Here is a 23732-nt window from a genome sequence, read left to right on the forward strand (position 1 = left end):
CGCCTGACAACTGGATCCGGGGCCTGCTCGTCGTCATCCGGCTGTGGGGACATGCCGGTGACGGCCACGACCGTCGGGCACGGCCAGAGCCGGTCACAGCTCACGCACAGATCGAACTCGTTCGCCTGATGGAGGTCGAGCAGCGTGAGCAGGGACCCGATGTGCGCCATCATCTTCGGACCAGCCAGGACAGGCCCGTTGGAAATCATGCGAAGTTCTGAGCGCAACCGGTTGCAGTAGCGCTCGACCTCATCCGTCCGCTGATCCTCCATCGATGCCAGCATGCACCATCACCCGGTGGGAAGTGCTACCGGTACCGTCCTTGAGTGACCATTTTGATCGTCACACTACCTTTTGTAGCTTTACCTGTCTACTCTGTTACCATATGTTGCTTCTGTCACCAGAAGTCGGATGTTGCCGGCGATGGCAGGGTAGCGGCGGCTGGACGGCAACATGATCCGGATGGTGGCCGTTGCCACCGGGTCGCCCGGCGGTCCGATCACCTGGCCAGGCGGCAACCAGCTGCCTGGTCGCGGGGTGGCCAGTGCGCTGCCGACTGCCAGCCGCCCGTGCACTGGCCGCCTCGCAGCCACTCGCCGGCTGTCGCTGACCAGTCGTCTGGTCGCCAGCCGCACGGGCGGTCGAGCGACCGCCCGTGATGTTCATCCCCGTTCGGGGCGGACCTCGTCCGGACGGCGGACCTGGCGCATCAGGCCCTCCTGGAGACGGGCGAACTCCTCGACGTACGGGCTGTCGACCTGGCCGGGCACGCCCGGGCCACCCGGGACCGGCTCCTTGATGCCGCCCTGGATGGCGCCCGCCTGCCGGTCGAAGACCGGCTCGAATCCGGCGAACTGCCCACCGGCGCCGCCGGGGCCGAGGCGTTCTCCCTGCCCGTCGAAACTGGGGTAGTGGGTGGCGACGGCGGTCGGCGGCGCGCCACCGCGTTCACCCTGCCCGTCGTAGCCGCCCGAGAACGAGGGCAGGTTCGGCGGGCCGCCCGGGCCGGGACGTTCGCTGGGGGTTTCGAACGACGGGTAGTGGGCGCCGTTGCCGCCCGGGCCGCGCTCGTCGGCGGGCGGGTCGTACCCGAACGACGAGCCGTTGGACGACGGCTGGGCCGCGCCGATGGCCGGGACGTTCGAGCGGCCGGCTGGTTCGCCGCCCAGTTCGGGCTCGCCCGGTCCGAACGCGTCCGCTGGCGGGTAGATCCGTGCCGACAGGCTGACCGACAGCGGGTCGTTACCGTAGGTGATTACGTCTACCGGGTCGTCCGCCCCGATGCCGCAGTTGCGGGCCAGGTCGACGAACCGGAAAAGATCAGCCCAGCGCAGGTCGTCAAGGTCCACACTGATTCGCAAAGCCATCGTCGTGCCTCATCTCACGGTTCCAGCGTGCCGACCCAACCATTGCCTGACCCTGCCTGACCCATTGCCCGTGCCCGACCCATCATCTGGGTCACTGCCTGGGCCACCGCCTGACCACTGCCTGGCCCGCTGTTGCCTTCGCCTTCGCCTTCGGTGCCGCGACTGCCGGACGACGTGGAGCTCTCCGGCGGTGGCCCGGCGCCGGTTCGCCGGCCCGGCAACAGCGAGAGGCCGACGATGGGCGGGAGCTTATACCCCGTTGGGGGTGCATTCCCCATCCGGGGAGGTTTGTGCGTTTGTACCGGGAATCCGCGGTCCGTGGGTTGTCGCGGGGTGTTGACCTGGCTCGGGCAGGCTCGGGTGAGCCTCGGACGGACTCGGATGGACTTGGGCGGACTTGGGCGGACTCGGATGGACAACGCCATCGTCCACCATTGTAGGACGGTGCCGCCCGGGCGGGTAGTGTCCGGCGTGTGAGTGTTGCTTCCGGCGGTGTCAACGGTATGGCTGGCGTTGGCGGCATGGCTGGTGTGGACATGCGTGCCGGATCGTTGCCGATCAGACTTCTTCATGATCGGGTCCTTGTCGCTCCCCGTGAGGACTCGGCCGACCGCCGCTCGAAGGCCGGGATCGTCATTCCCGCCACGGCACAGATGGGTAAGCGACTGTCCTGGGCGGACGTGGTCGCGGTGGGTACGGCTGTACGTACCATTCAGGTGAGCGACCGGGTGCTCTACGATCCGGAGGAACGGGCCGAGGTCGAGCTGCACGGCACGACCTATGTGCTTCTGCGCGAGCGGGATGTGCACGCGGTGGCCGCTGAGCGCCTCGATGACGGTCTGACCGGCCTGTACCTGTAGAGCTGTACCTGTAGAGCTGTACCTGTAGAGCTGTACCTGTAGAGCTGTACCTGTAGAGCTGTACCTGTAGAGCTGTACCTGTACAGTGGTCCGTCCGTGGGGGCCTGCCCCTACGGCGACGGCCAGGAACCGGGCATCCGGCCGGTGGGCCGGTAGCGCCGGGTGAGCTTGGGCGCCCACATGTCGATCTGGCTACGGGTCGTTCCGTCCCGGTGATTCCATGATCACTATTCTCTGACTCGGCCCATCCCGGCCGGAGTGGAGCGATCATGTCTGTTCGCGCGCCGGGCCGCGGGCCACGACGGCGGCGATCGACGGGGAGCGGATCGACGGGGAGCGGCAGGGGTCGGCGGGGACGGTCCGGGTGGATCCGGTAAGGCCTACCAGATCGGGTTCCCCGAGATGTCCGGACTCGACCGGGTCGGCGTTATCGGCCCGTCTGCCGGAAATACCACCGCGCTATACCGGAATGCGACGAGAAGATGGATGTGTCGGGTCTGACATCGAGGCGAACACGTGATGCCTGGCCTGTGGCCGCGCGGAACCGTATTGTACGCGTCGGTCGAGGGAGATCCGTTGTCCTGTATCGACCACGCAGGGATGTAGACAAACCTCGTCGGCTGTGCCCGCGTCGGAGTCGTTGCGTATTGTAGCCGCTCGATCCTGTTCGGGTACGTGCCTGGACGGGTACTGACATGCGGCTGTGCATCGCGTCTCGCGCGCACGGCTGATCGCAACCGTAGGGAACGACTGGAACCGTAAGGAAGGAGACTCGATGGCTCGTGACTTCGACGCCCGGCGGGGCACTGACGTCGAGGATGACGAACTCCAGGAGCAGAGCCTGGAGACGCTGAAGGCGCAGCGGGCCGGAGCCGCGGCCGATCTCGGAGACGATGTCGACGCCCTCGAGGCGGAGCTGGATCTTCCGGACGCCGAGGTGCGTGACGAGGAGCTGTCCCTGCGGGTGCTGCCGAGACAGGCTGACGAGTTCACCTGTACGAGCTGTTTCCTCGTCCACCATCGCAGCCAGCTCGCGGACGCGCGTCGCGCGGTCTGCGCGGACTGCGCCGCCTAGCGCCGGCCATCGGAGAAGATCGACGCGGGCTTGTCGCTGGGTACGCCCGCAAGGGTCAAGAAGCGTACCCAACGACAAACTCGTCTGGATCATGCTTCGTACGGACGGGGCTGCGGGCGGTGCCCGTGTCGGCCGGTGTTCGTCGGAAGCGCTTCGACGGACACCGGCCGGGGCGCCTGATCTGGTTTTGCGCACGCCTGACGGCGCCGGCGGATTCGGCCGGCGCCGTCAGGCGTGCGATCATGATCTTTTCGGTCGGCGGGCCCGCGGGATGCGCGGCTGCGCACCCTGCCACCGCGGGCTGGGAGCCGGCCTGAGAGGCCCAGCTCCCCGGTCTCGGAGCTGGGCCTACAACAGACGGGCCAGCAGGCAGGCCAAACAGGCAGACACCGTCCGTCAACGGGCGGACGCCGGCTACGGGCCCGGTTCCCGCGCTCCCCGGTAGCGGGCGGGTCGCTGTCGGGGGTGCCGCCGGGGGATGCCGGTGCGTACGTGGAGCCCACGTGACATTTCCGGTCTTCGTGTCCTGGCGGGCATGACGCCGTCAGGCGCGTCGTGGCCCGGTCGCGGCTGGCCCCTTTTCGACGGGTTCGTGGGTGTCTGGTCAGCGGTCTCGTCTTGCCCATAACCGCTCGTCGCGATACCACTACGTTGCGCGCCTGGTCGGTTGGGGGTTGTGACATGGTTGACGGTAAGGTGTCCGCGGCCGTTACTTCTTACCCGGATACATCCGCCGCGAGGGTGCCCCTCGTCATCGCGCGGACGAACGCGCCGCCGCTGCCCGCCATCCACGTCCCGCGCATCCGCCTCTGGGAGGCTATCGACCGGGGCGTGCGCGGCGGGGTCACGGTGATCAGCGGGCCGGCGGGTTCCGGCAAGACCGTCCTCGCCGCATCCTGGGCCGCCGCCGGCCGCTGGGCGGGGCCGGTCGCCTGGCTGTCGGTGGACGCCGACGCAACCACCGAGCTGTGGTTCCATCTGCTGTGCGCGCTGGAACGCGGGGGTGCCATCCCGGCGGGGGCCGGGGCGCTGCGCTGCGGGTCGGCAGCACCCAGATCGGCCGTTGCCGCCGCGGCTGCCGGTGGCCGCGGCGCCGCCACCGCGGCGGTCGACGGGACATCGCCACTCGTCGGCGATACCGGGCCCGTCCGGCCCATTGGGCCTGCCGGACCCACCGAACCCGTTGGAGCTGCCGGATCCATCGGGCCCGGTGGCTCGGGATGGTTCTGGCGGGAGCTGGCCAATGCCCTCACCGAGCTGCCCACGCCGGTCGTACTGATCATTGACGACGTGCATCTGATCGCCGATCCGGTCGTGGTCGCCGGGCTCGAGCTGCTGGCGGCCTGCGCCGGGCCGACGCTGCGGCTCGTGCTCTGCTCGCGTTACCCGGTCCTCGCGCTGCACCGGCTGCGCCTCGACGGCCGGCTGGTCGAGATCGGCCCCGCCGACCTCGCCTTCACCGCGGGGGAGACATCCGCGTTGCTGCGCGCCCACAGCGTCGAGCTGTCCGATGCCGGCCGGGACCAGCTGCTGGAGCGTACCGAGGGCTGGGCCGCGGGCCTGCGGCTGTGGGCCGCCCGCGCCCCCTTCGCCGGCGCGGGCCAGGCGTCCGCCGCCGGCGAAGGGGGCGCCGGGTGGCCGGGCGGTGCCGACGGTGCCGATGGTGGCGGTGCCGAAGGCGGTGATGCCACCACGGCCGTCGCGCATCCCGGCCGTGAGGTCGCCGAATACCTCGGTGCGGAGGTCCTCGACGGCCAGCCGTGGGCGGTCCGCCGTCTGCTGCTGCGCGCCAGCGTGCTCGACCGGCTGACCGGCCCGCTGCTCGACGTCGTCGCCGCCGAGCCCGGCGGGACGGCCGCGGCGCTCACTCCGGTCGCCGGCGCCGTCGGGCGGGACACCCCGGCCGTGGACGGGCGGGTGCTGCTGGCGGACCTGGCCCGGACCAACTCGTTCGTGATCGGTATCGACGGCGACGACACCTGGTACCGCTTCCACCGGCTGCTCGCCGAGACCCTGCACGCCGATCTCGTGCGGGAGGCTCGGGAGGACGAGCCCGAGCTGCACCTGCGCGCCGCCATGTGGTTTGCCGACCACGGGGACCTCGCCGCCGCCGTGCGGCACGCCTGCCGTGCCGGCGACTGGCGCTACGCCGCCTGCCTGCTCGTCGAGAGCGGTCTCGGGGTGCTTCCCAGGCCGGATGCCCCGGGCATGGACGTCGACCGGGTCGGCATGCTGGTGGACGCCTTCCCCGCCGGATCGGTCGACCAGTCGGCCGAGTGCGCCCTTGTCGTGGCAGCCCGCCACCTGCGGGCCGGCGCCGCCGAGCCCGCGGCCGGCTGCCTGGACGCCGCGCGGGCCGGGGTGACCAGCCTGCCGGCGAAACGCAGACGTCTGGTAGCGACCGCCGCGGACCTCCTGGAGATCCGGCGCGCCGAACTGCGGGCGGACACCGACGGAATGCTCAACTACGCCCGCCGGCTGCTGCGCGCCGGCCAGCGTCCGCACGACGCGTCCGAGTGCCATGATCCTGACCAGTGGCGGGGCTACCCCGCGGCACGGGCTGTCGCGCTTGCCGCCCGGGGGCGCGCCGATCTGTGGCGCGGCCGGCCGGACAGCGCCTCCGAGACCCTGCGGACGGCGCTGCGGCTGGCCGGGGAGACCGGCATGGACGACGTGGAACTGTCCTGCCTGGGCAGCCTCGCGCTGCTGCACGCCTGGCGCGGACGGCTGCGCCAGGCCCGGGCGTGGGCCGACGCGGCGGTGGACGCCGGCCGGGGCCGGCTGGCCGGCGGCGGCGGTCCGGTCGGCCCTGGCGGCGGTCTGGCCGGTACTGACGGTCTGGTCGGCACCGATGGTCTGGTCGGCACCGATGGTGACCGGTTCCGGCCGGGCCGGATCGCCGGGCTCGCCGACGCCCGTCTCGCGATGGCCATCGTGGCCTACCACAGCGATGAGCTCGCCGCCGCCCGCCAGCACATCCAGGAGGCGGACGGATACTGTCGGCGGTGGCCGCAGCCGGTGACCGCCGAACTGCTCGTCCTGCTCGACGCGGCCATCCTGGCCCGGCAGGGGGAGGTCCGGGCCGCCCGGCGGCTGCTGGCCATCCACCGTCCGGCCGGGCTGCCCGACGTCTGCCTACGCGCACGACTGGCCACCGAAGGCGATCTTCTTGTTGCGGCGGGTAATCCCGACGCGGCGCTGACCCTGCTGCGACGCGGGATCGCCGACCATCGTCCCGACCCGGTCGAGGTGCTCACCCTGGTGCGCATCCACCTTGCCCGGGCGGACGCGTCCGCGGCCACGACGATGCTCGCTCCGCTGCTGCGGGCCGACACCGGCTTCGGCATTGGCAGCCTCACCGCGGCCTGCGTGCTGGACGCGGTGGCGGCGGACCGCGGCGGGGACGTGGCGCGGGCGACCGCCTCCCTGGCCCGCGCACTGGCACTGGCCGAGGACGAAGGTGCGTTGCGTCCGTTCGTGGACGCGGGAGAAGCGATCATCAGGCTGCTGCGGGCGCATCCCGGGCTGCGGGCGGCCCATCCCGCGTTGGTGGGCCGACTGCTCGACCGGGCCGGGCGTGCCAGCCACGCCACATCCACCACATCCACTGGGTCGCCTGGATCGTCGAGGACCGCGGGGTCCGCGGCGGTCGCTGGGCCCGAGGGGGCCGGGGCGCCCGGGGCCGGGCCGCCGGGCGCGCGGCTTGCCGGGCCACGAGCCGCTGCCGCGCGACCGGCCGTGGCCCGGCCGCGGCCACCGGCGTCCCCGGTGATCGCGGGTGCCGTCAGCAGCCCCGTCGCAGGCCCCGGGCGGGTGGGCTCACCCCGCCCGCGGCCGGCGGGGCAGCCGGTCGCGGCGGCCCGTGGGTTCCCCCCGGCGGTGCCTGGTGACAGCGCCCGTCCAGACGCGCCGATCCCGCGACGCGCTCCCGGCCGGCCGGCCGGTCCGGCCGGGAGCGTCCCGGCGGGCTCTTCCCAGGCTGGGCAGCAGGCCGGACACACGGCGGGGCCGGGCGGGCCGGCGGTGGAGCCGGCCGGGCCGTTGCCGGCCGCTTTCGAGCCGTTGAGCGGCCGGGAGCAGGCGGTCCTGAGCTATCTGCCGACCATGCTCACCACGGCGGAGATCGCCAGCGAGATGTTCGTCTCGGTGAACACCGTGAAGACCCATCTCAAGAGCATCTACCGTAAACTCGACGTGGCTCGCCGCCGGGACGCCGTGCACCGGGCCCGCGCGCTTCATCTGCTGTGAGCTCGTGCTGTGAGTTCGGGCCTGTGCGAGCCCCGGCCGCTGTGAGTTTCGGCCGGGCCGGGTCGCGTCATCCGGACCGCCCCGGTCGCGCCGGCCACCGGCCACCGGCCACCTTGACGGCACCAACGACAGTAAGCACCGATGGTGGCGGGAACGCCCGGCCGTACGCGAACGGAACGACGTGGGGTGGGCGGAGCCGTCCGCGTGTACGCGGCCTGACGTTGTTGGTCGCGGGTTGTCGGCCTCGGTCCGTCAGCAATGCGCGGCAGTGCGTGAGAATATGGTACCGGCCGCCGCCGTTCCGATAGCCGAAGCGATCGTTGAAAATATGCCGACAATATTTCGGAAGTACGTGGTGGACATGTGGTCGACAGATACCCGGAGCGCGGTTGTCGCGCGATTGTCGTGTGGTTGACGTCGCCGTATCCGCGCCGGCCGTGTCGCCGTGCTGGCGGCTATGGCACATGCTATGAACTGATATGATCTAATTCATCTTCCTCTCACCCCATGGGGAGGATGCGCTACCCGTGGCCGCTGACAGATCTTTGTCCTCGCGGCGCTGGGCGACGGCATCCGATGGTGGGGTGGGCGATGTCGTCTGCGGCGTGGGACCGGCGGCCTCGACCGGTCCGGGGGGACGCGGCCGGGGGTGACGCGATGGACCAGGTATACGACCGGATGAAACTGCCGCTTTCCGGTGTGGAAGTCGAACTGGTGAGTTCGCCAGTGGGTCTTCTGCACTGGCGGCTGAAGTCCGCTGACGATTCCACCACCTGTCTTGACCAGCCGCTCGACCGGACGCCGATTCTCGGCTGGCAGGAAGGCAGCACAGCGGTGGACGGGCGGCATCCGCCGGTGCTCTTCACCGTCGTGTGGGGATCGCTGCTCGGCGGTCGCGGGCCGCTGCGGGTCGTGCTGGTGCGCCGCCGCCGGTTCCGGGCCTCCCAGCGGCACAACCTGGACCCGATAACGCTTGGCGGGGCGTTCTGGATCGCCGAGTCCGAGGGCTCCTTCGACCATCTGGTGGTCTCGGACGGGGCGATCGTCGAGAGCCGTGACCTGCACGCCCCGGTCTGAGCCGGGGACTGCCCGGATGGCCGTGGCCGGTACCGTCACGCTCGGGCACGCAACGCCCGCGCTGGCCGGGCGGCGGGCCACCGCGTGGCCGGCCGCGCTGGTTGTCAGGTGCGTTTTCTCACATCTTCCCGCGGCCCGGTCGGATTCGGATGTAATGATGATCAGCATCGGGGACGGCCGGTCGCGGGAACGTCGGGCGGACGCCTTTGTCAGCGGATTGTCGGCAGCATCGGCGGTATCGGCAGCGTCGGCGATGGTGTCGGGGCGCGGATGGCCGGGCCTGACGAAACCGGGCGTCCCGAAAGCGACCACGGTACCTGCCCTTCCGTGTATGGATAACTGCGCTGTGTCCGCGCCCGGTTTCCGCCGTGTTGCCCGGCCGGTGGGTCCTGCCGGTTGGTTTTCCCGGGGGGCTAAAATTTCCGATACGTATCCGGTGGCACGGTGCCCGCGCCCATGTCCTGCCTGCCCGGGGAAGGAGCTGGTCCGGCACCCGCAAGTGCCGATCTCGGTAAACCGGTGTCGGTCGCCGTTGGTGTCCGTCGCGGACCGTCGGCCAACGATCTGCTGGGAAATGATGTCGACCTTGAAAACTGTCGCCGTTGTGAGTTTCATGATTTTTGGTTGCTTTTTCTGGCATATTATTGTGAATATAATGTGTCGTTGTTGTCCTTTTGTATATGTTTACGGTTCGACTCCCGGGCTCCTCGGCGGGTCGGTCGCGGCACGCCCGCGGCCGTGGCCGTCGGCCCGGCGGCCGGCGAGCGCCGACCGGCCGGCGAGCACACGATCGTCACCGTGGCCGCACACCTGGACACCGGCAGGTATGCCGGTGGGTACCGGGCCGTCCGCCGGCGCAACCCCGGCCCGTGGCGCCGCCGGCGCGCCGACGCGACGGCGGGTCAGGAGGGACCACCCATGAGCACCAGCACGCACCGTAGCCCGCAGGCCCGGACCTCCGGGGCGTCGCGGGCCGGGGCGGCGCGGGTCCCCGGGTCGTCGCGGGACCTCGTCGTCGCCATCACCCCCTTCACCGAGCCTGACGCACGCCTGGTGGCCGCGGTGGCCCGGGCCGGCGGCCTCGGCGTTCTCGACCTGGGGCGGGACGCCGCCGCGCGCGCCGCGCTCGCGGACGCGGCCCGCTGGTCGCGCGGCCCGTTCGGGATACGGGTGCCCGTCGGCTGCGCCACCAGCCCGTGGGAGCTGCCGCCCGAGGTGGACACCGTCGTCCTCGCCACCGGGCCGGCCCACGGGGGGCGGGACGGTGAGTGGGACGTGACGACGGCGGCGGTCGGGCGCCGACGCGTCCTCATCGAGATCACCTCGGTCGCGCAGGCGCAGGTGGCGGCCGCGGCCGGCGCCGACGGCCTGATCGCCCGGGGCGGCGAGTCCGGCGGCCGGGTCGGCGACCTGACCACGTTCACCCTGCTCCAGCACCTGTTCGCCGCCGACGGCCTGGACCTGCCCGTGTGGGCCGCCGGCGGGGTGGGGCCGCACACCGCCGCGGCCGCCGTTGCCGCAGGGGCGGTCGGCGTCGTGCTCGACGTCCAGCTCGCGCTCGTCCGGGAGATGGAGCTGCCGGCCGAGGTCGCCGCCGCCATCCGGGGCATGGACGGCAGCGAGACCACGGTCCTTGCCGGGCACCGGGTGTACGTCCGCCCCGACCTGCCGGTCGTAGGGCTCGCCGGCCAGCAGTTCGCCGGCCCTGGCCAGCAGGTGGACGAGGACACCGACGATGACGCGGTCGCGTACCGTCTCGGCGCCCGTGACCTGCGCGAACAGTTCCTCCCCGTCGGTCAGGACGGCGCCTTCGCCGCGCCGCTGGCCGACCGGTACGTCACCGCCAGCGGCGTTGTCACAGCGGTCCGGGACGCCATCGAGGCCCAGCTCGCCGCCGCGGTCCGGCTCGCCCCGCTCGCCCCGGGCGCGTCCTTCGCCGCCGACCGGGGTCTGCGCGTCCCGGTCGCGCAGGGGCCGATGACGCGGGTCAGCGACCGGGCCGAGTTCGCCCGGGCGGTAGCCGACGGCGGTGGCCTGCCGTTCCTCGCGCTGGCCCTGATGGACGGTGACGAGGCCCGCGCCCTGCTCGAACAGACCCGCGCCCTGCTCGGGGACGCGCCATGGGGGGTGGGGATCCTCGGCTTCGCCCCGCCGGAGATCCGTTCGGCCCAGCTCGATGCCATCGGGGAGATCCGCCCGCCCTGCGCGCTGATCGCCGGCGGGCGTCCGTCCCAGGCGGCGTCCCTGCAGTCCGCCGGTGTCGACACCTTCCTGCACGTGCCCTCGCCGGGGCTGCTCGGCCGGTTTCTCGCCGCCGGGGCCCGCAAGTTCGTCTTCGAGGGACGCGAGTGCGGCGGCCATGTCGGCCCGCGGGCCAGCTTCCCGCTGTGGGAGAGCCAGATCGCCGGGCTGTTGGCGTACGGCGAGCAGGTGTCCGTCGCCAGCGGCCGGTCCGCGGCCAGTGCGTTCTTCGAGGGCCTGCACGTGCTGTTCGCCGGCGGTGTGCACGACGAACGGTCCGCGGCGATGGTCGCGGCGGCTGCCGCGCCGCTGGCCGACCGCGGTGCCCGGATCGGGGTGCTGATGGGTACCGCGTACCTGTTCACCGCCGAGGCGGTCAACTCCGGCGCGATCCTGCCCGGTTTCCAGCGGACGGCGCTGGACTGCGACGGCACCGCCCTGCTGGAGACCTCGCCGGGGCACGCCACCCGCGCCGCCCGGTCACCTTTCGTCACCACGTTCGCCGGGCGGCGGGCCGAGCTGCTTGCCCAGGGACTCGCCCCCGCGCAGGTGTGGGAGGAGCTGGAACAGTTCAACCTCGGCCGGTCGCGGATCGCGAGCAAGGGCCTGCGCCGCGACCGCGGCCGGCTGGTATCCGTCGACGAGGACGTCCAGCGTAACGACGGTATGTTCATGATCGGCCAGGTGGCGGCGCTGCGGTCGGAGCCGACCACGGTGGCTGCCCTGCACGCCCAGGTGAGCGAGGGCGCCACCCAGACGCTGGTCGACCGTCTCGCCGCTCTCGGCATCGACCCCGACAGCGACATCCCCGACAGTGACATCGACACTGATCGCGACATCGATGCTGATACCGACGTCGGCGCGGCGCTCGGGCAGCCGGCCCGGCCGGGCGCCACGACACAGGCGGGTGCCAGGGCACGGACGGGTGCCAGGGCACGCGGACGTGGACGCGGCCGCCGCCGCGAGACCGCCCGTCCGCTGGACGTGGCCGTCATCGGCATGGCCTGTGTGTTCCCGGGCGCCGCCGACACCGCCGAGTACTGGGCCAACGTGCTCGGGGGCGTCGACGCGGTCACCGAGGTGCCGCGCAGCCGCTGGGACGCGGACCTCTACCACGCTCCCGTCCAGACCCCTGACCAGCGGGCCTCTGGTGGCCCGGATTCCGGGCGGGGCGGCGGGCGGGTGCCGTCCAGGTGGGGCGGGTTCCTCCCGCCGGTCCCGTTCGACGCGCTGCGCTTCGGTATCCCGCCGAAGTCGCTGGGCAGCATAGAACCCGGGCAGTTGCTCGCCCTCGAGGTGACCGCGCGGGCTCTGCGCGACGCCGGCTACGACAACCGGCCGTTCGACCGGTCGCGCACGTCGGTGGTCTTCGGCGCCGAGTCCGGCGCGGACCTCGCCGCCGCCCACGGCTTCCGCTCGGCCTACCCGGCCTTCTTCGGGCCGGTCCCACCCGCCCTGGCCGAACGCCTGCCGACACTGGACGAGGACTCCTTCCCCGGCATGCTCGCGAACGTCATCGCCGGGCGGGTCGCCAACCGTTTCGATCTCGGCGGCGTGAACTACACGGTGGACGCGGCGTGCGCGTCCTCGCTGGCGGCGCTGGACACCGCCTGCAAGGAACTGGTCGGCGACACCTCGGACCTGGTGCTCTGCGGCGGTGTGGACACGCACAACAGCATCCACGACTTCATCCTGTTCTCTTCCGTCCACGCCCTGTCGCCGACCGGTCGGTCCCGCAGCTTCGACGCGGCCGCCGACGGCATCTGCCTAGGGGAGGGGGTGGCTGTCGTCGTCCTCAAGCGGCTCGCCGACGCCGAACGCGACGGCGACCGCATCCACGCGGTGATCAGGGCGGTGGCCGGGTCGAGTGACGGTCGGGCGCTGGGCATGACCGCGCCGAGCCGGGCCGGTCAGGTGCTGGCGATGGAACGGGCGTACGCGCGGGCCGGGATCTCCCCGGCCGACGTCGGCCTGGTCGAGGCGCATGCCACCGGCACGGTCGTCGGTGACAGCACGGAGCTCGCCAGCCTCACCGAGGTGTTCGCCGGCCACGGCGCTCGGAGGGGGAGCTGTGCCGTCGGCTCGGTGAAATCCCAGATCGGGCACACCAAGTGCGCCGCCGGGCTGGCCGGACTGATCAAGACAGCGCGGGCGCTGGCGGTCGGGGCGCGTCCCCCGACGTCCAACATCACCCGGCCGAACCCGTCCTGGGACGCCGGGAGCAGCCCGTTCTTCTTCGACACCGCCGCCCGGCCGTGGGCGGCGCCGGCGTCGCGGCGGCATGCCGGAGTGTCCGCGTTCGGCTTCGGCGGAACCAACTTCCACGTGGTGCTCTCCGCCTACGACGGCGCTCCCGAACCCACCCACGGGCTGGACGCTTGGCCCGCCGAACTGTTCGTCATCCGCGGCACCGACCGGGCGGCCGCCTGCCGCACCCTGGACCGGCTCGCCGAGCTGATCCGCGTCAACGACGGCGCCGGACGGCCCTGGAAGCTGCGTGACCTGGCCGCGACGGTGGCGGTCAAGCGCGGCGGGGCGGTGCGGGTGGCGTTCGTCGCGACCAGCCTGGACGAGCTCGCCGACCTGGTGAAGCGGGCCCGCGCGTTCACCCACGACCCGAAGGCCGGGATTTTCGTCGCCGGCGGCGACCGGGGCGTGGCGGGCCAGGCCAGGGCCGGCCGTGCCACGCTGGCCGGTACTGCGGACACGGCCCCGGCGCCAGCCGGGAAGCAGGGCACGGGCGGGGCGGAAGAAGAAGAGGCGGAAGAAGGGAAGATCGCCTTCCTGTTCCCGGGGCAGGGCAGCCAGCGGCCCGGGATGCTGGCGGAGCTGTTCGTGGCCTTCCCACGGCTGCGGCACCTGCTCGAACGCGGGGAGAAGTGGGTGCCGGCGATGTTCCCGCCGGCCGCGTTCAGCCGGGCGGACACCGACGCCCGGCATGCGGCGATCACCGACACCCGGACGGCGCAGCCGGTCCTCGGGATCGCCGGCCTCGCCATGCACGAGATCCTCACCGGCCTTGGCGTGCGTCCCGACCATCTCGGTGGCCACAGCTACGGCGAGCTGGTCGCCCTGTGCGCGGCCGGGGCCGTCGACATCGACGATCTGCTGCCGCTCAGCGAAGCCAGAGCGGCCGCCATCCTGGACGCCGCCGACGCCTTCGCCGCGGCCTCCGCGACCGCTGATCCCAGCGGTGCCCCCGCAACCGGCGTCATTGTCGGCCCTGCCGTTGGCGCCGATCCCACTCCCGTTGACGCCGACACCACTACCATTAGTAGCGACACTACTACCGCTAGTGGCGATATCGATCCCGTCACGGCTGACGCCGGCACGATGGCGGCGGTGTCAGCCCCGGCGTGGCGGGTGCGGGAGGTGCTGGACGCCGCGACGCCAGACCCGGTCGACGGCCCGGCGGGCCCGGGCGATGCCGTGATCGCCAACCACAATTCGCCGGAGCAGACCGTGATCTCCGGTCCGACCCCCGCGGTGGATGCCGCGGTGCGGCGCCTGGCGGCCGAAGGGCTCACCGCCAGGCGGATTCCGGTGGCGTGCGCCTTCCACAGCCCGGTGGTCGCGGCCGCGGCCGGGACGTTCGCCGCGGAGCTGGACAGGGCCACGATCATCCCGCCGTCGCGGCCGGTCTGGTCGAACACGACCGCGCGGCCGTATCCGGACACCGCCGACGCGATCCGGCAGACCCTCGCCGGCCAGGTCGCCCAGCCCGTCCACTTCGTCGAGCAGATCGAGGCGATGTACGCCGCCGGTGTACGGATCTTCGTGGAGGCCGGGCCGGGCCGAGTCCTCACCGGGCTCACCAGCAGGATTCTGCACGGCCGGCCGCACACGGCCGTCGCCACGGACGTCCCCGGCGAACACGGGCTGTGCCGGCTCCTGCTCGCGCTGGCGGAGCTGGCGGCCGCCGGTGTCGCCGTGGACACCACACCACTGTTCACCGGACGTGACGCGCAGGTGGTCTCGGCCGCGAACTGCCCGCGCCGGCCCGGCTGGCTCGTCGACGGCCACCTGGTGCGGACGTCCGACGGCCGTCACCTGCCGGGTGGGCTGGTTCCGGCGGACAGGCTGACCCGTCTGCCGGTCTCCGAACCGCCGTCGTGGGCCGCGTCTCCCGCGGTGGCGGAGCTGCCGACGGTGATCGTCCCACCGTCGGTCGGGAACACCGACGCCGCCGTGATCGAATTCCTGCGGACGACCCGTGAGCTGGTCGCCGCGCAGCGCGAGGTCATTCTGAACTACCTGGCCGCCGCCGACCGTACGTCGGCCCTCCCCCCGGCCGCTCTCACGCGTGCGGAGGCTGCCCTGCCACCGGGCACGCTCGACCACGTCCCGCTGTCGGATTCGCACGAGCATGGTCCGTTTCCGGCGGTGGACAACCACGTTGTGTCGCCAACGCCGGCCGACCATGCCGCGCCGCTGCCCGCCTCGGCCGATCAGCCCTGGCCGCCCGGCCAGCCCGTAGGCCACGGCGACGCCCCGGCCGTGGTGGTCTCCGAGCGGCCGGTGTCCCGGGAGCCGGACGTGGTGCTGGGCGCGGTGGTGGAGGTGATCGTGTCCGCGACGGGGTATCCGGCCGAGATGCTGGCGGCGGACCTGGATCTAGAAGCCGACCTGGGTATCGATTCGATCAAACGGACGGAGATCCTGGGCACGCTGGCGGAACAGCTCGGCCTCGGCCTGCCCACGGCCCGGGAAGCCGGTACTACCGAAGGCGGCGCGACAATGGATGTTGGCGCTGCCGGAGGCTGGAGAGCTGGCACTGCCGAAGCTGGCACTGCCGAAGGCAGCCTGGCCGACGAGGTCGTCGAGGAGCTCGCGGCCATCCGGACCATTCGCGGGATCGTCGAGTGGATCGTCACCCGCTCGGATGCCGGCCCCGCGGCGGACACGTACCCCGCGGCGGACGCGGGCCCTGCGACGTACCCGGACCCCGCCGCGAGCGTGGGCCCCGCCGTGGGCCCGGGAAACGCCGTGGGCCCGGGGTCCGGTCCGGAGCTCGCGGCCGTCCGGGGCCCCGTGACGATTCCGGGCAGCGGGATTGTTGTGGAGGCCGCGAGCGTCGCGGACGCGGGGAGCGGGCCAGCGGTCCCGGCGTCCGTGTCGCGACAGGCCGGCGGTCGGCCCAGCGAACGTTTCGTGCGCCCGCCGGGCCCGAGGGATCCCGCGGACTCGGCGGCCGCGTTGCGGCGCTTCGTCGTCGAGGTCGTTCCGCTGCCGTCGCCGGGCACCCTCCCCGACCTGCTTGCCCTTGCCGCGGCGGGCACCCGCCCCGGGCCGGGGCCGCTGGCCGGCAGCCGGTTCGCCGTGGTCGAAGGCGGCCTGGGTATCGGCCTGGCGCTGGCGACCCTGCTGGAGCAGCAGGGCGCGTCCGTGCGGATGTTCTCCGTGGACGACGCCTCGCTCGCCGACCAGCTTGCCGGCGGGTGCCGGGGCGGACGGTGTCTGGTGGGTGTCGTCCGTGGACCGGGACGCGCCACCGGCCCTGCCCGCCGCGTTCGTCCCGATCCGGGCCGCGGTTGCCGGCGGCACCCAGCGTCTGATCATCGCGACCGGTGGTGGGGGCAGCTTCGGTCGCGGGGTGGGCGACGAGCCCGGCCCAGCTGTGGGGATGGCCGGTTTCACGCGCACGCTCGCCCGGGAGGTGCCGGACGTGGTGGTCCGCGCGGTGGACCTCGATCCGAAGGAGGCGCCGACCCGGCTCGCCGGCTACCTGCTCACGGAGTTCCTCACGCCGGACGCCCCGTCGGTGACCGGCTACCGGCACGGCGTCCGGTCGACTCTCCGGGTGGTGCCGGCCGAGATCCCCGGTGCCGGTGCGCCCCCGGCCGCCTCGGTGGCTCCGGTGGGCCCGGCTGGCCCGGTGAGCCTGGCTGCTCTGACGCTCCCGGCCGCCGGGCCGTCGTGGGGCTGGCGGTGGCACGACGATGTTGCTTCCGTACCGCCGCCCCAGGCCGCCGGCGTGCTGGGGGAACTCGGCCCGAGCTCCGTCGTCCTGCTCACCGGTGGCGCGCGCGGGATCACCGCCAAGGTCGCCCTCGGGCTTGCCCAGGCCACCGGCTGCGGGATCGAGCTGATCGGCCGGACGCCGCTGCCGGCCGCCGCCGAGGATCCGGCGACGGCCTCCGCGGTGGACGCGCCTCAGCTGCGCCGCGCCCTGATCGCCGCCGGCCTGCGCCGGCTCACCGAGGTCGAGGCCCGTGTCACCCACCTGCTCGCCGAGCGGGAGGTGCGGGCCACCGTCGCGGCCCTGCGCGCGAGCGCGTCCTTCGTCCGCTATCACGCCGTCGACGTGCGGGATCCGGACGCGCTGCGCGCGGTCGTCGAGACGATCTACGCCGACCGTGGCCGGCTCGACGGGGTCGTCCACGGCGCCGGCGTCCGCGAGGACAAACTGCTGCGGGAGAAGACGGCGCGCTCGTTCGAGCGGGTGTTCTCGACCAAGGTCGACGCCGCCCGGACGCTGGTCGACGCGCTGCGGCCCGACCTCGGCTTCCTGGTGCTCTTCGGCAGCGTGTCCGGGGTGTTCGGCAACCGGGGGCAGATCGACTACGCCGCCGCCAACGACGCGCTCGACACCTGCGCCCATGCCTGGGCGAGGCGGCTGCGCGGCCGTGTCGTGTCCCTGGACTGGGGCCCGTGGGCATCGCCCGGCTCTGCGGGCCTTGCGGGCGGTGACCGGGAGGCGGCAGTGGCAGTGGCGGCAGGCGCGGGAGCCGGCGGGGGGATGGTCTCGGCGGAGCTGGCACGCGCCTACGCCCGACGGGCTATCGGGCTGATCGACCCGGACGCCGGGGTCGCCGCGGTCCTGCGCGAGCTGGCCGCCGACGTGGACGACCCGCAGGTGGTGTACCTCTCCGGCTCCCTGGACGCCTTCGATGCCGGGATCTAGGGCGGGCGGGCCCGGCGGGCCGCCGGACCCGGGCGCGGGCATCGCGATCGTCGGGATGGCGGCGGTGTTCCCGGGCGCCGGTGACCTCGACACCTACTGGCGCAACATCCTCACCGGTGTGGACGCCATCCGGGACATCCCGCCGCAACGTTTCGACCCGGAGTTCTTCCATCCGGATCCCGGCCCTGGCTCCGGCTCTGGTCCCGATCTCGGTCCCGATCTCGGTTCCGGTCCCGACCCCGGTTCCGATGGCGGTTCCGAGGCGGCCGGGGAGCGGATCCGCTGCCGGCGCGGCGGGTTCATCGAGGAGTTCGCGACCTTCGACCCGACCCAGTTCGGGATCATGCCGCTGGCCGTGGACTGGGCCGAGCCCGACCAGCTCATGGCCCTGCGGGTGGCGGCCGAGGCGATCGCGGACGCCGGTGGCGTGGACGCGCTCGGTGACCGAGGCCGGACCGGGGTGGTACTCGGCCGCGGTGGCTACTTCGCCTCCGGGATGGCCCGACTGGACCAGCGGATCAAGGTTTCGACACAGCTGGTCACCAGCCTGTCCGAGCTCGTCCCGACGCTCACGGCCGAGCAGTTGGCCGGGGTGCACGCCGCGTTCACCGAAACGCTCGGCCCGCGGCGCCCCGAGGCCGCGATCGGGCTGGTGCCCAACCTGGCCGCGTCCCGGATCGCCAACCGCCTCGACCTGCGCGGCCCGGCCTACACGCTGGACGCGGCCTGCGCGTCGTCCCTGATCGCCGTCGAGACGGCCGTGCGCGAGCTCGTCGCCGGCCGGGCCGACACCATGATCGTCGGCGGTGTGCACCTGGCGCAGGAGGTGACGTTCTGGAGCGTCTTCTCGCTGCTGCGGGCGTTGTCGCCGAGCTCGCGGATCCGTCCTTTCGACCGGCGGGCCGACGGCATCCTCATCGGTGAGGGAGTCGGCATGGTCGTCCTCAGGCGGCTGGCCGACGCCGAACGCGCCGGTGACCGGATATACGCGGTGATCCGCGGCTGCGGCTCGGCGAGCGACGGGCGGACGTCGACGCTGCTGGCGCCGGCGTCCGACGGGCAGGTGCTCGCCGTCGAGCGGGCCTGGGCCGACGCCGGACTGGACCCGAGGGCACCCGGCGCGCTCGGCCTCGTCGAGGCGCACGGGACCGCGACCCCGGCCGGGGACGCGGCCGAACTGGCCACCCTCCGGCAGGTCTTCGGCGCCGACGCGGGGGCTGGTGCGGGGGCCTGGGGGGGAGCGCGGCCGATCGGTGTCGGCTCCGTCAAGTCCATGATCGGGCATACCATGCCGGCGGCGGGCGCCGCCGGGCTGATCAAGGCTGCGCTGGCGCTGCATCATCGCGTACTGCCGCCAACCCTGCACTGTGAGCAGCCGCATCCGGCGTTCGCGGGCACCCGGTTGCGGCCGGTGGCAGAAGCCGAGGCCTGGGACGTCGACGACGGTGTGCCGCGCCGGGCCGGGGTGAACGCGTTCGGTTTCGGCGGGATCAACGCGCACGTGGTCGTCGAGGAGGCGCCAGCGCCGTCGAACGCGCCGTCGCTGGCCTTCCCGGCCACGGTTCCGGTGCCGGTCCCGGTCATGCTCCCGGTCCCGCCTCCAGGCGCGGCCGCGGCCGCACCCCTGGCCGTGACCACGGCGGCTGTGCCCCCGGGCGCAGGCGCGCTCCCGGCCACTGTCCCGCTTCCGGTCCTGGCCCCGGTGGCGGCGGCCCCGACCACGGGGCCGTCCACGCGCTCGGGCGAGCGACCCGGCGGCGAGCGGGTACTGCTGTTCGCCGGGACGAGCCCGGCGGAGATCGCCCGCGCGCTCGCCGTCCCCGACCAGGAGCTGCTGGCGCGAGACGACACCGCCGCCCCGCCCGAAGGCGGGCCCTACCGGCTCGCGATCGTCGCGCCGGACCGGCGCCGGCTGGCGCTCGCCCGCACGGTCGTCGAGCGCGGTCGGCCCTGGCGCGGCCGCAACGACCTGTGGTTCACCGGCTCACCGCTGCTCGGCGCCACCGCCGCGCCGGACCGGACAGCGTTCCTGTTCTGCGGCCTGGAGGACAACTTCCACCCCCGGGTGGACGACGTCAGCGCGCACTTCGCGCTCACCCGCCCACGGCACCTTTCCGCCGGAAACCTCGGCCCGGCCGCCGCTGGAACGGGCGGCTGGGGCGAGGCGCTCGGGGAGCACGGTGTCGCCAGCGTCGAAGTGGGCCGTGTACTCGACACGGCGCTGCGCCGGCTGGAGATCTTCCCGGACCTCGTCGGCGGCCACAGCATCGGCGAGTGGAACGCCATGATCTCCGCCGGGATGATCGACGACGAGGATGTGGACAGGTTCATCGCCTCGTTCGAGCCGTACTCCCTGGAGGTGCCGGGGGTGGCCTTCGGCGCGCTCGGGTGCGGTGCGGACATGGCCGCAGCCACCATCGCGGACCTTCCGGACGTCGTGGTCTCGCACGACAACTGCCCGCATCAGTCGATCGTCTGTGGGGAGGAGCGCAGCGTCGAGACCGCCCTGCAACGGCTGCGCGGCCAGGGCGTGCTGGGCCGGATCCTGCCGTTCCGCTCCGGTTTCCACTCTCCGTTTCTCTCCCCGTTCCTGGCGAAGGTCCGGGCCGACGTGGCCAGCATCCCGATCCGCACGCCGACGGTGCCGGTGTGGTCGGCGACGACGGTCGCGCCCTACCCCGACGACCAGAACGGGATCCGGGAGCTGACGGTGCGCCATCTGCTGGAGCCGGTCCGGTTCCGCCAACTCGTCGAGCGGCTGTACGCCGAGGGCGTGCGGGTCTTCGTCCAGGTGGGGGTGGGCAGCATCGCCGGCTTTGTCCAGGACACGTTGCCGGGCCGGGAACACCTGACGGTCGTCACGAACACCCCGAAACGCCCGGGCATGGACCAGCTGCGACGGGTGGTCGCCGCGTTCTGGGTCGAGGGCGCCACACCCCGGATGGACCGGCTGTCGGCCATGAGCACGCCGGCGACGATCCCGCTCCCGATCCCCGGGCCTCAGCGGCCATCGTCATCGCCATCGTCACCGGTGCCATCGCCGCTGTCCCCGCTGTCATCACCGTTGTCACCGTCAGCCGCTTATGGCGGCCAGGAAGAAGCAGTCGACGACGGACAGCGGTCGTCCCAGCAGACGCACCGTGGCCAGCCGATGTTGCTCAACCTGGGGCCCCACTGGTTCGCCTCGGCGAGCGGGCGGCGTCGCTGCTGCCCACGACCCTGTTCCCGGGCCCAGCCTCGATCTCATCCCCGGCCCTGGATCCGGACTCGGACTCGGCTCTGAGCCCGGACAGGAAGCTGGCCCTGCCCCCGGATCCGACCCTGGATCCAGCTTCGGATCCGAACCTGGCTCCGAACCAGAATCAGGACCCGAATCCGGAGCCGCCCCCTGCCTCGGATTCGGCCCTGGCAGCGGATCCGAACTCGATCCCGGAGCCAGTCCTTGTCCCGGATTCGGACTCGGCCCTGCCGTCGGAGCCGGGCTCGCGCCTGGCCACCACCCTGGAGCCGGATCTGGCTCTGCTCCCGGATCCGGCTCTGGATCCGGATCCAGCCCTGGATCCGGTCTCGGCGCCGGTTCTGGCGGAGCCGGAGCGGGAACCCTCGGTTGCCGGGCTGTCCGCCCGTCCGATTCCTTCCGCGACGGCCCACGAACGCCGGCCGCTGACAGCGCGGGAAAGACGTGATCGGGCGGTCAGCGCGCATCCGGCCGGTGGACACGGCAGCACCGGCAATCCGGTGCTCGCCGAATTCGACGCGCTGGTCGCCGAGACCAACGCGATGGTCTCGGCCGTGTTGGCACACTGGACGGCCAGCGCGTCCGCCGCCGGGAGCGGCGCGCGTGGCGCCGGGAGCGGCGCGCCTGTTGCCAGGACGAGTGCGTCCGCTGCCGGGACCTCCGCCGCCGGGAGCATCGCACCCACCGTCAGGGGCGGCGCGTCCGATGCCAGGGCGCGGGTGTCGGCCGCCGTCCAGAAGGCACCCGCCGGCCCGGCCACCGCTGCTCGTACAGGGCACGGCGGACGCCCGACGCCGCCTGCGCCCGCTGTGCCGGACGCGCCCGCTGTGCCGGCCGGATCGTCAGCCGGGCCGCCGGGCCGGCCAGCCGGAGCGGCGGGGCCGGCGGTACCGCCGGGCGGGCGGGACGTCCGGCAGACGCGGCGCACGCTGTCGATCGAGACGATGCCGTACATCATCGACCACTGTTTCTACCGGCAGCCGCCGGGGTGGCCGCATCTCGCCGACAGGTTCCCGGTGGTCCCGATGACCACCGTGCTGGAGATGATGATCGGCCAGGCGCGGGCGGCCGTGCCCGGCCGGGTCGTCGTCGGCGTCACCGACGTCCGGGCCCTGCGTTGGCTGGCGATCGAGCCGGCGGTCGAGGTGACCATCACCACGACCGTCCTGCCGGCCGTGGCCGGGCAGGACGCGACGGGCGCGAACGCGAGCGCGGTCCGGGTGAGCATCGACGGGTACGCGCACGGCACGGTCATCCTCGCCGACGCCTTCCCGCCGGGGCCGGCACCGTCGGCAGAGCCCCTGCCCGAGCCGCGTGACGACACACCGCTGGACGGGCCGTCGATCTACCGTGCCGGACGGCTGTTCCACGGCCCCGGCTATCAGGGGCTGGTCACGGTCGGACCGGTCTCCCCCGGGGGCGTCCACGGGGAGCTTGTCGTGACGAGCGCGCCCGGCCCGCTGCTCGACGCCGCGGGCCAGCTGTTCGGCTACTGGCCGCGGGAGCATCTCGCCGCGGACTGGCTGCTGCTGCCCTCGGCTCTGCGCGGCGTGCGCTTCTTCGGCCCGCACCCGGCCGTGGGGGAGCGGCTGACCTGCACGGTGTGGATACGTGACGTCCGGGACAGCGCCGTCACCGCCGATCTGGAGGTACGCGCCGCGGACGGCACGGTGTGGGCGTGCGTCGAGGGCTGGACCGACCGCCGGTTCTCCCAGGACGAGCTGATGTGGGCGATGCTGCTGCGGCCGGCGCGCAACGCCATCGCCGAACGGGCCGCCGGCGGCTGGGTGCTCGCCCGGGAGCACTGGGCGGACACCGCCTCCCGCGAGCTTGTCACGCGCTACCACCTCGACACCGACGAGCGCACCATCCTGGCGGCGAAGCATCCCAGGGCCGCGCGGGAGTGGCTGCTCGGGCGGATCGCGGTGAAGGACGCCGTCCGCCACTGGCTGTGGGACAGCGGCGTCACCGACGTGTGGGGCATCGAGATCGGTGTGTCGGACGAGGACTCCGGGCGCCCGGTGATCGACCGGTTGCCGGCGCGTGCCGGCGTGCCGGCCACACCCCCGCGAGTTGCCTTGGCGCACACGGCGCTCCTCGCGGTGGCGGTCGTACATCCCGACGGTGCGGTGGGTATCGACATTGAACGGGTGACGCCGCTCCCGGCAGGGGTAAGGGCAGGGACGGAGATGGAGGCGATGGCGCTCACGGACGCCGAGCGCGCCCTGCTCGCCGAGCTGGCCGGAGCCGACGCCGGCCTGCGGGCCCTGTGGCTGGCCAGGTTCCGGGCCGCCAGGCAGGCCGCGGCCAGGGCCGACGACACCGGTCAGGCGAGCTGGCCACGGCGGTTCGTCGTCGAGGGGGTCACGCCTGGTCATCTCCGGGTGCGGACGGACGACCAGGAGCCGTCGCGCGCCCGCTGGGTCGCGCACCAGTCGATCAGTGCGCTCGGCGAGCCCCTGGACGACCATGGCCATCCGCTGGGTCATACGCTGGGCGATCCGTTGGGTGATCGTCGTTCCGTCGCGGGCAGCGCCGCTGGTCGTCACTCCGTCGACGGCCCTGAAACTGGTCATTACTCCGTCGGTGGCACTGACGTTGATCGTTACGTTGTGGCGTGGACCTCGCCCGAGGTCGAACAGGCGGCACGGGAGAACGAAGGAGCGTGGAGATGACGGCCAAGCCCCTGACGACCGGACACCCGACGATCGGACACCCCGCC

The 23732-nt window shown here is 73.0% G+C and carries 9 protein-coding genes; 8 read left to right on the forward strand and 1 reads right to left on the reverse strand.

Annotated elements, in window-relative coordinates; all coding sequences use genetic code 11:
- Positions 1-662: 662 nt before the first annotated feature.
- Positions 663-1367, reverse strand: a complete 705-nt coding sequence (locus FSYMDG_RS06395) for a hypothetical protein (protein ID WP_013872767.1) — start codon at positions 1365-1367, stop codon at positions 663-665.
- 473 nt (positions 1368-1840) lie between these two features.
- Between FSYMDG_RS06395 and FSYMDG_RS06400 the strand changes: the two genes are divergently transcribed.
- From FSYMDG_RS06400 to FSYMDG_RS06440, 8 genes are all read left to right on the forward strand, one after another.
- Positions 1841-2227 (forward strand): GroES family chaperonin, encoded by a 387-nt coding sequence (locus tag FSYMDG_RS06400; protein WP_043603102.1) that lies wholly within the window; start codon positions 1841-1843, stop codon positions 2225-2227.
- A 775-nt stretch (positions 2228-3002) separates the two neighbouring features.
- On the forward strand, positions 3003-3302 hold the full coding sequence (locus tag FSYMDG_RS06405) for a DUF4193 family protein (protein ID WP_013872769.1): 300 nt from the start codon (positions 3003-3005) through the stop codon (positions 3300-3302).
- A 681-nt stretch (positions 3303-3983) separates the two neighbouring features.
- Positions 3984-7550, forward strand: a complete 3567-nt coding sequence (locus FSYMDG_RS26775) for a LuxR C-terminal-related transcriptional regulator (protein ID WP_013872770.1) — start codon at positions 3984-3986, stop codon at positions 7548-7550.
- Positions 7551-8207: 657 nt separating this feature from the next.
- Positions 8208-8627 (forward strand): hypothetical protein, encoded by a 420-nt coding sequence (locus tag FSYMDG_RS06415; RefSeq protein ID WP_013872771.1) that lies wholly within the window; start codon positions 8208-8210, stop codon positions 8625-8627.
- A gap of 918 nt (positions 8628-9545) precedes the next feature.
- Positions 9546-17558, forward strand: a complete 8013-nt coding sequence (locus tag FSYMDG_RS25875; RefSeq protein WP_013872773.1) for a type I polyketide synthase — start codon at positions 9546-9548, stop codon at positions 17556-17558.
- 13 nt (positions 17559-17571) lie between these two features.
- Positions 17572-17772, forward strand: coding sequence for a hypothetical protein (locus FSYMDG_RS28030; protein WP_237703192.1), 201 nt, complete (start codon positions 17572-17574; stop codon positions 17770-17772).
- Entirely contained in the window at positions 17759-21055 is a 3297-nt protein-coding gene (locus FSYMDG_RS06435; protein ID WP_083828167.1) for a type I polyketide synthase, read from the forward strand. Before FSYMDG_RS28030 ends, FSYMDG_RS06435 begins: the two co-directional genes overlap by 14 nt.
- Positions 21056-21510: 455 nt before the next feature.
- Positions 21511-23685 carry a polyketide synthase dehydratase domain-containing protein gene (locus FSYMDG_RS06440; protein ID WP_083828168.1) on the forward strand — a complete coding sequence of 725 codons (2175 nt, stop codon included), beginning with the start codon at positions 21511-21513 and terminating at the stop codon, positions 23683-23685.
- The last annotated feature ends 47 nt before the right edge of the window (positions 23686-23732 follow it).

Source organism: Candidatus Protofrankia datiscae, from assembly GCF_000177615.2.
Taxonomy (GTDB): Bacteria; Actinomycetota; Actinomycetes; order Frankiales; family Frankiaceae; genus Protofrankia; species Protofrankia coriariae.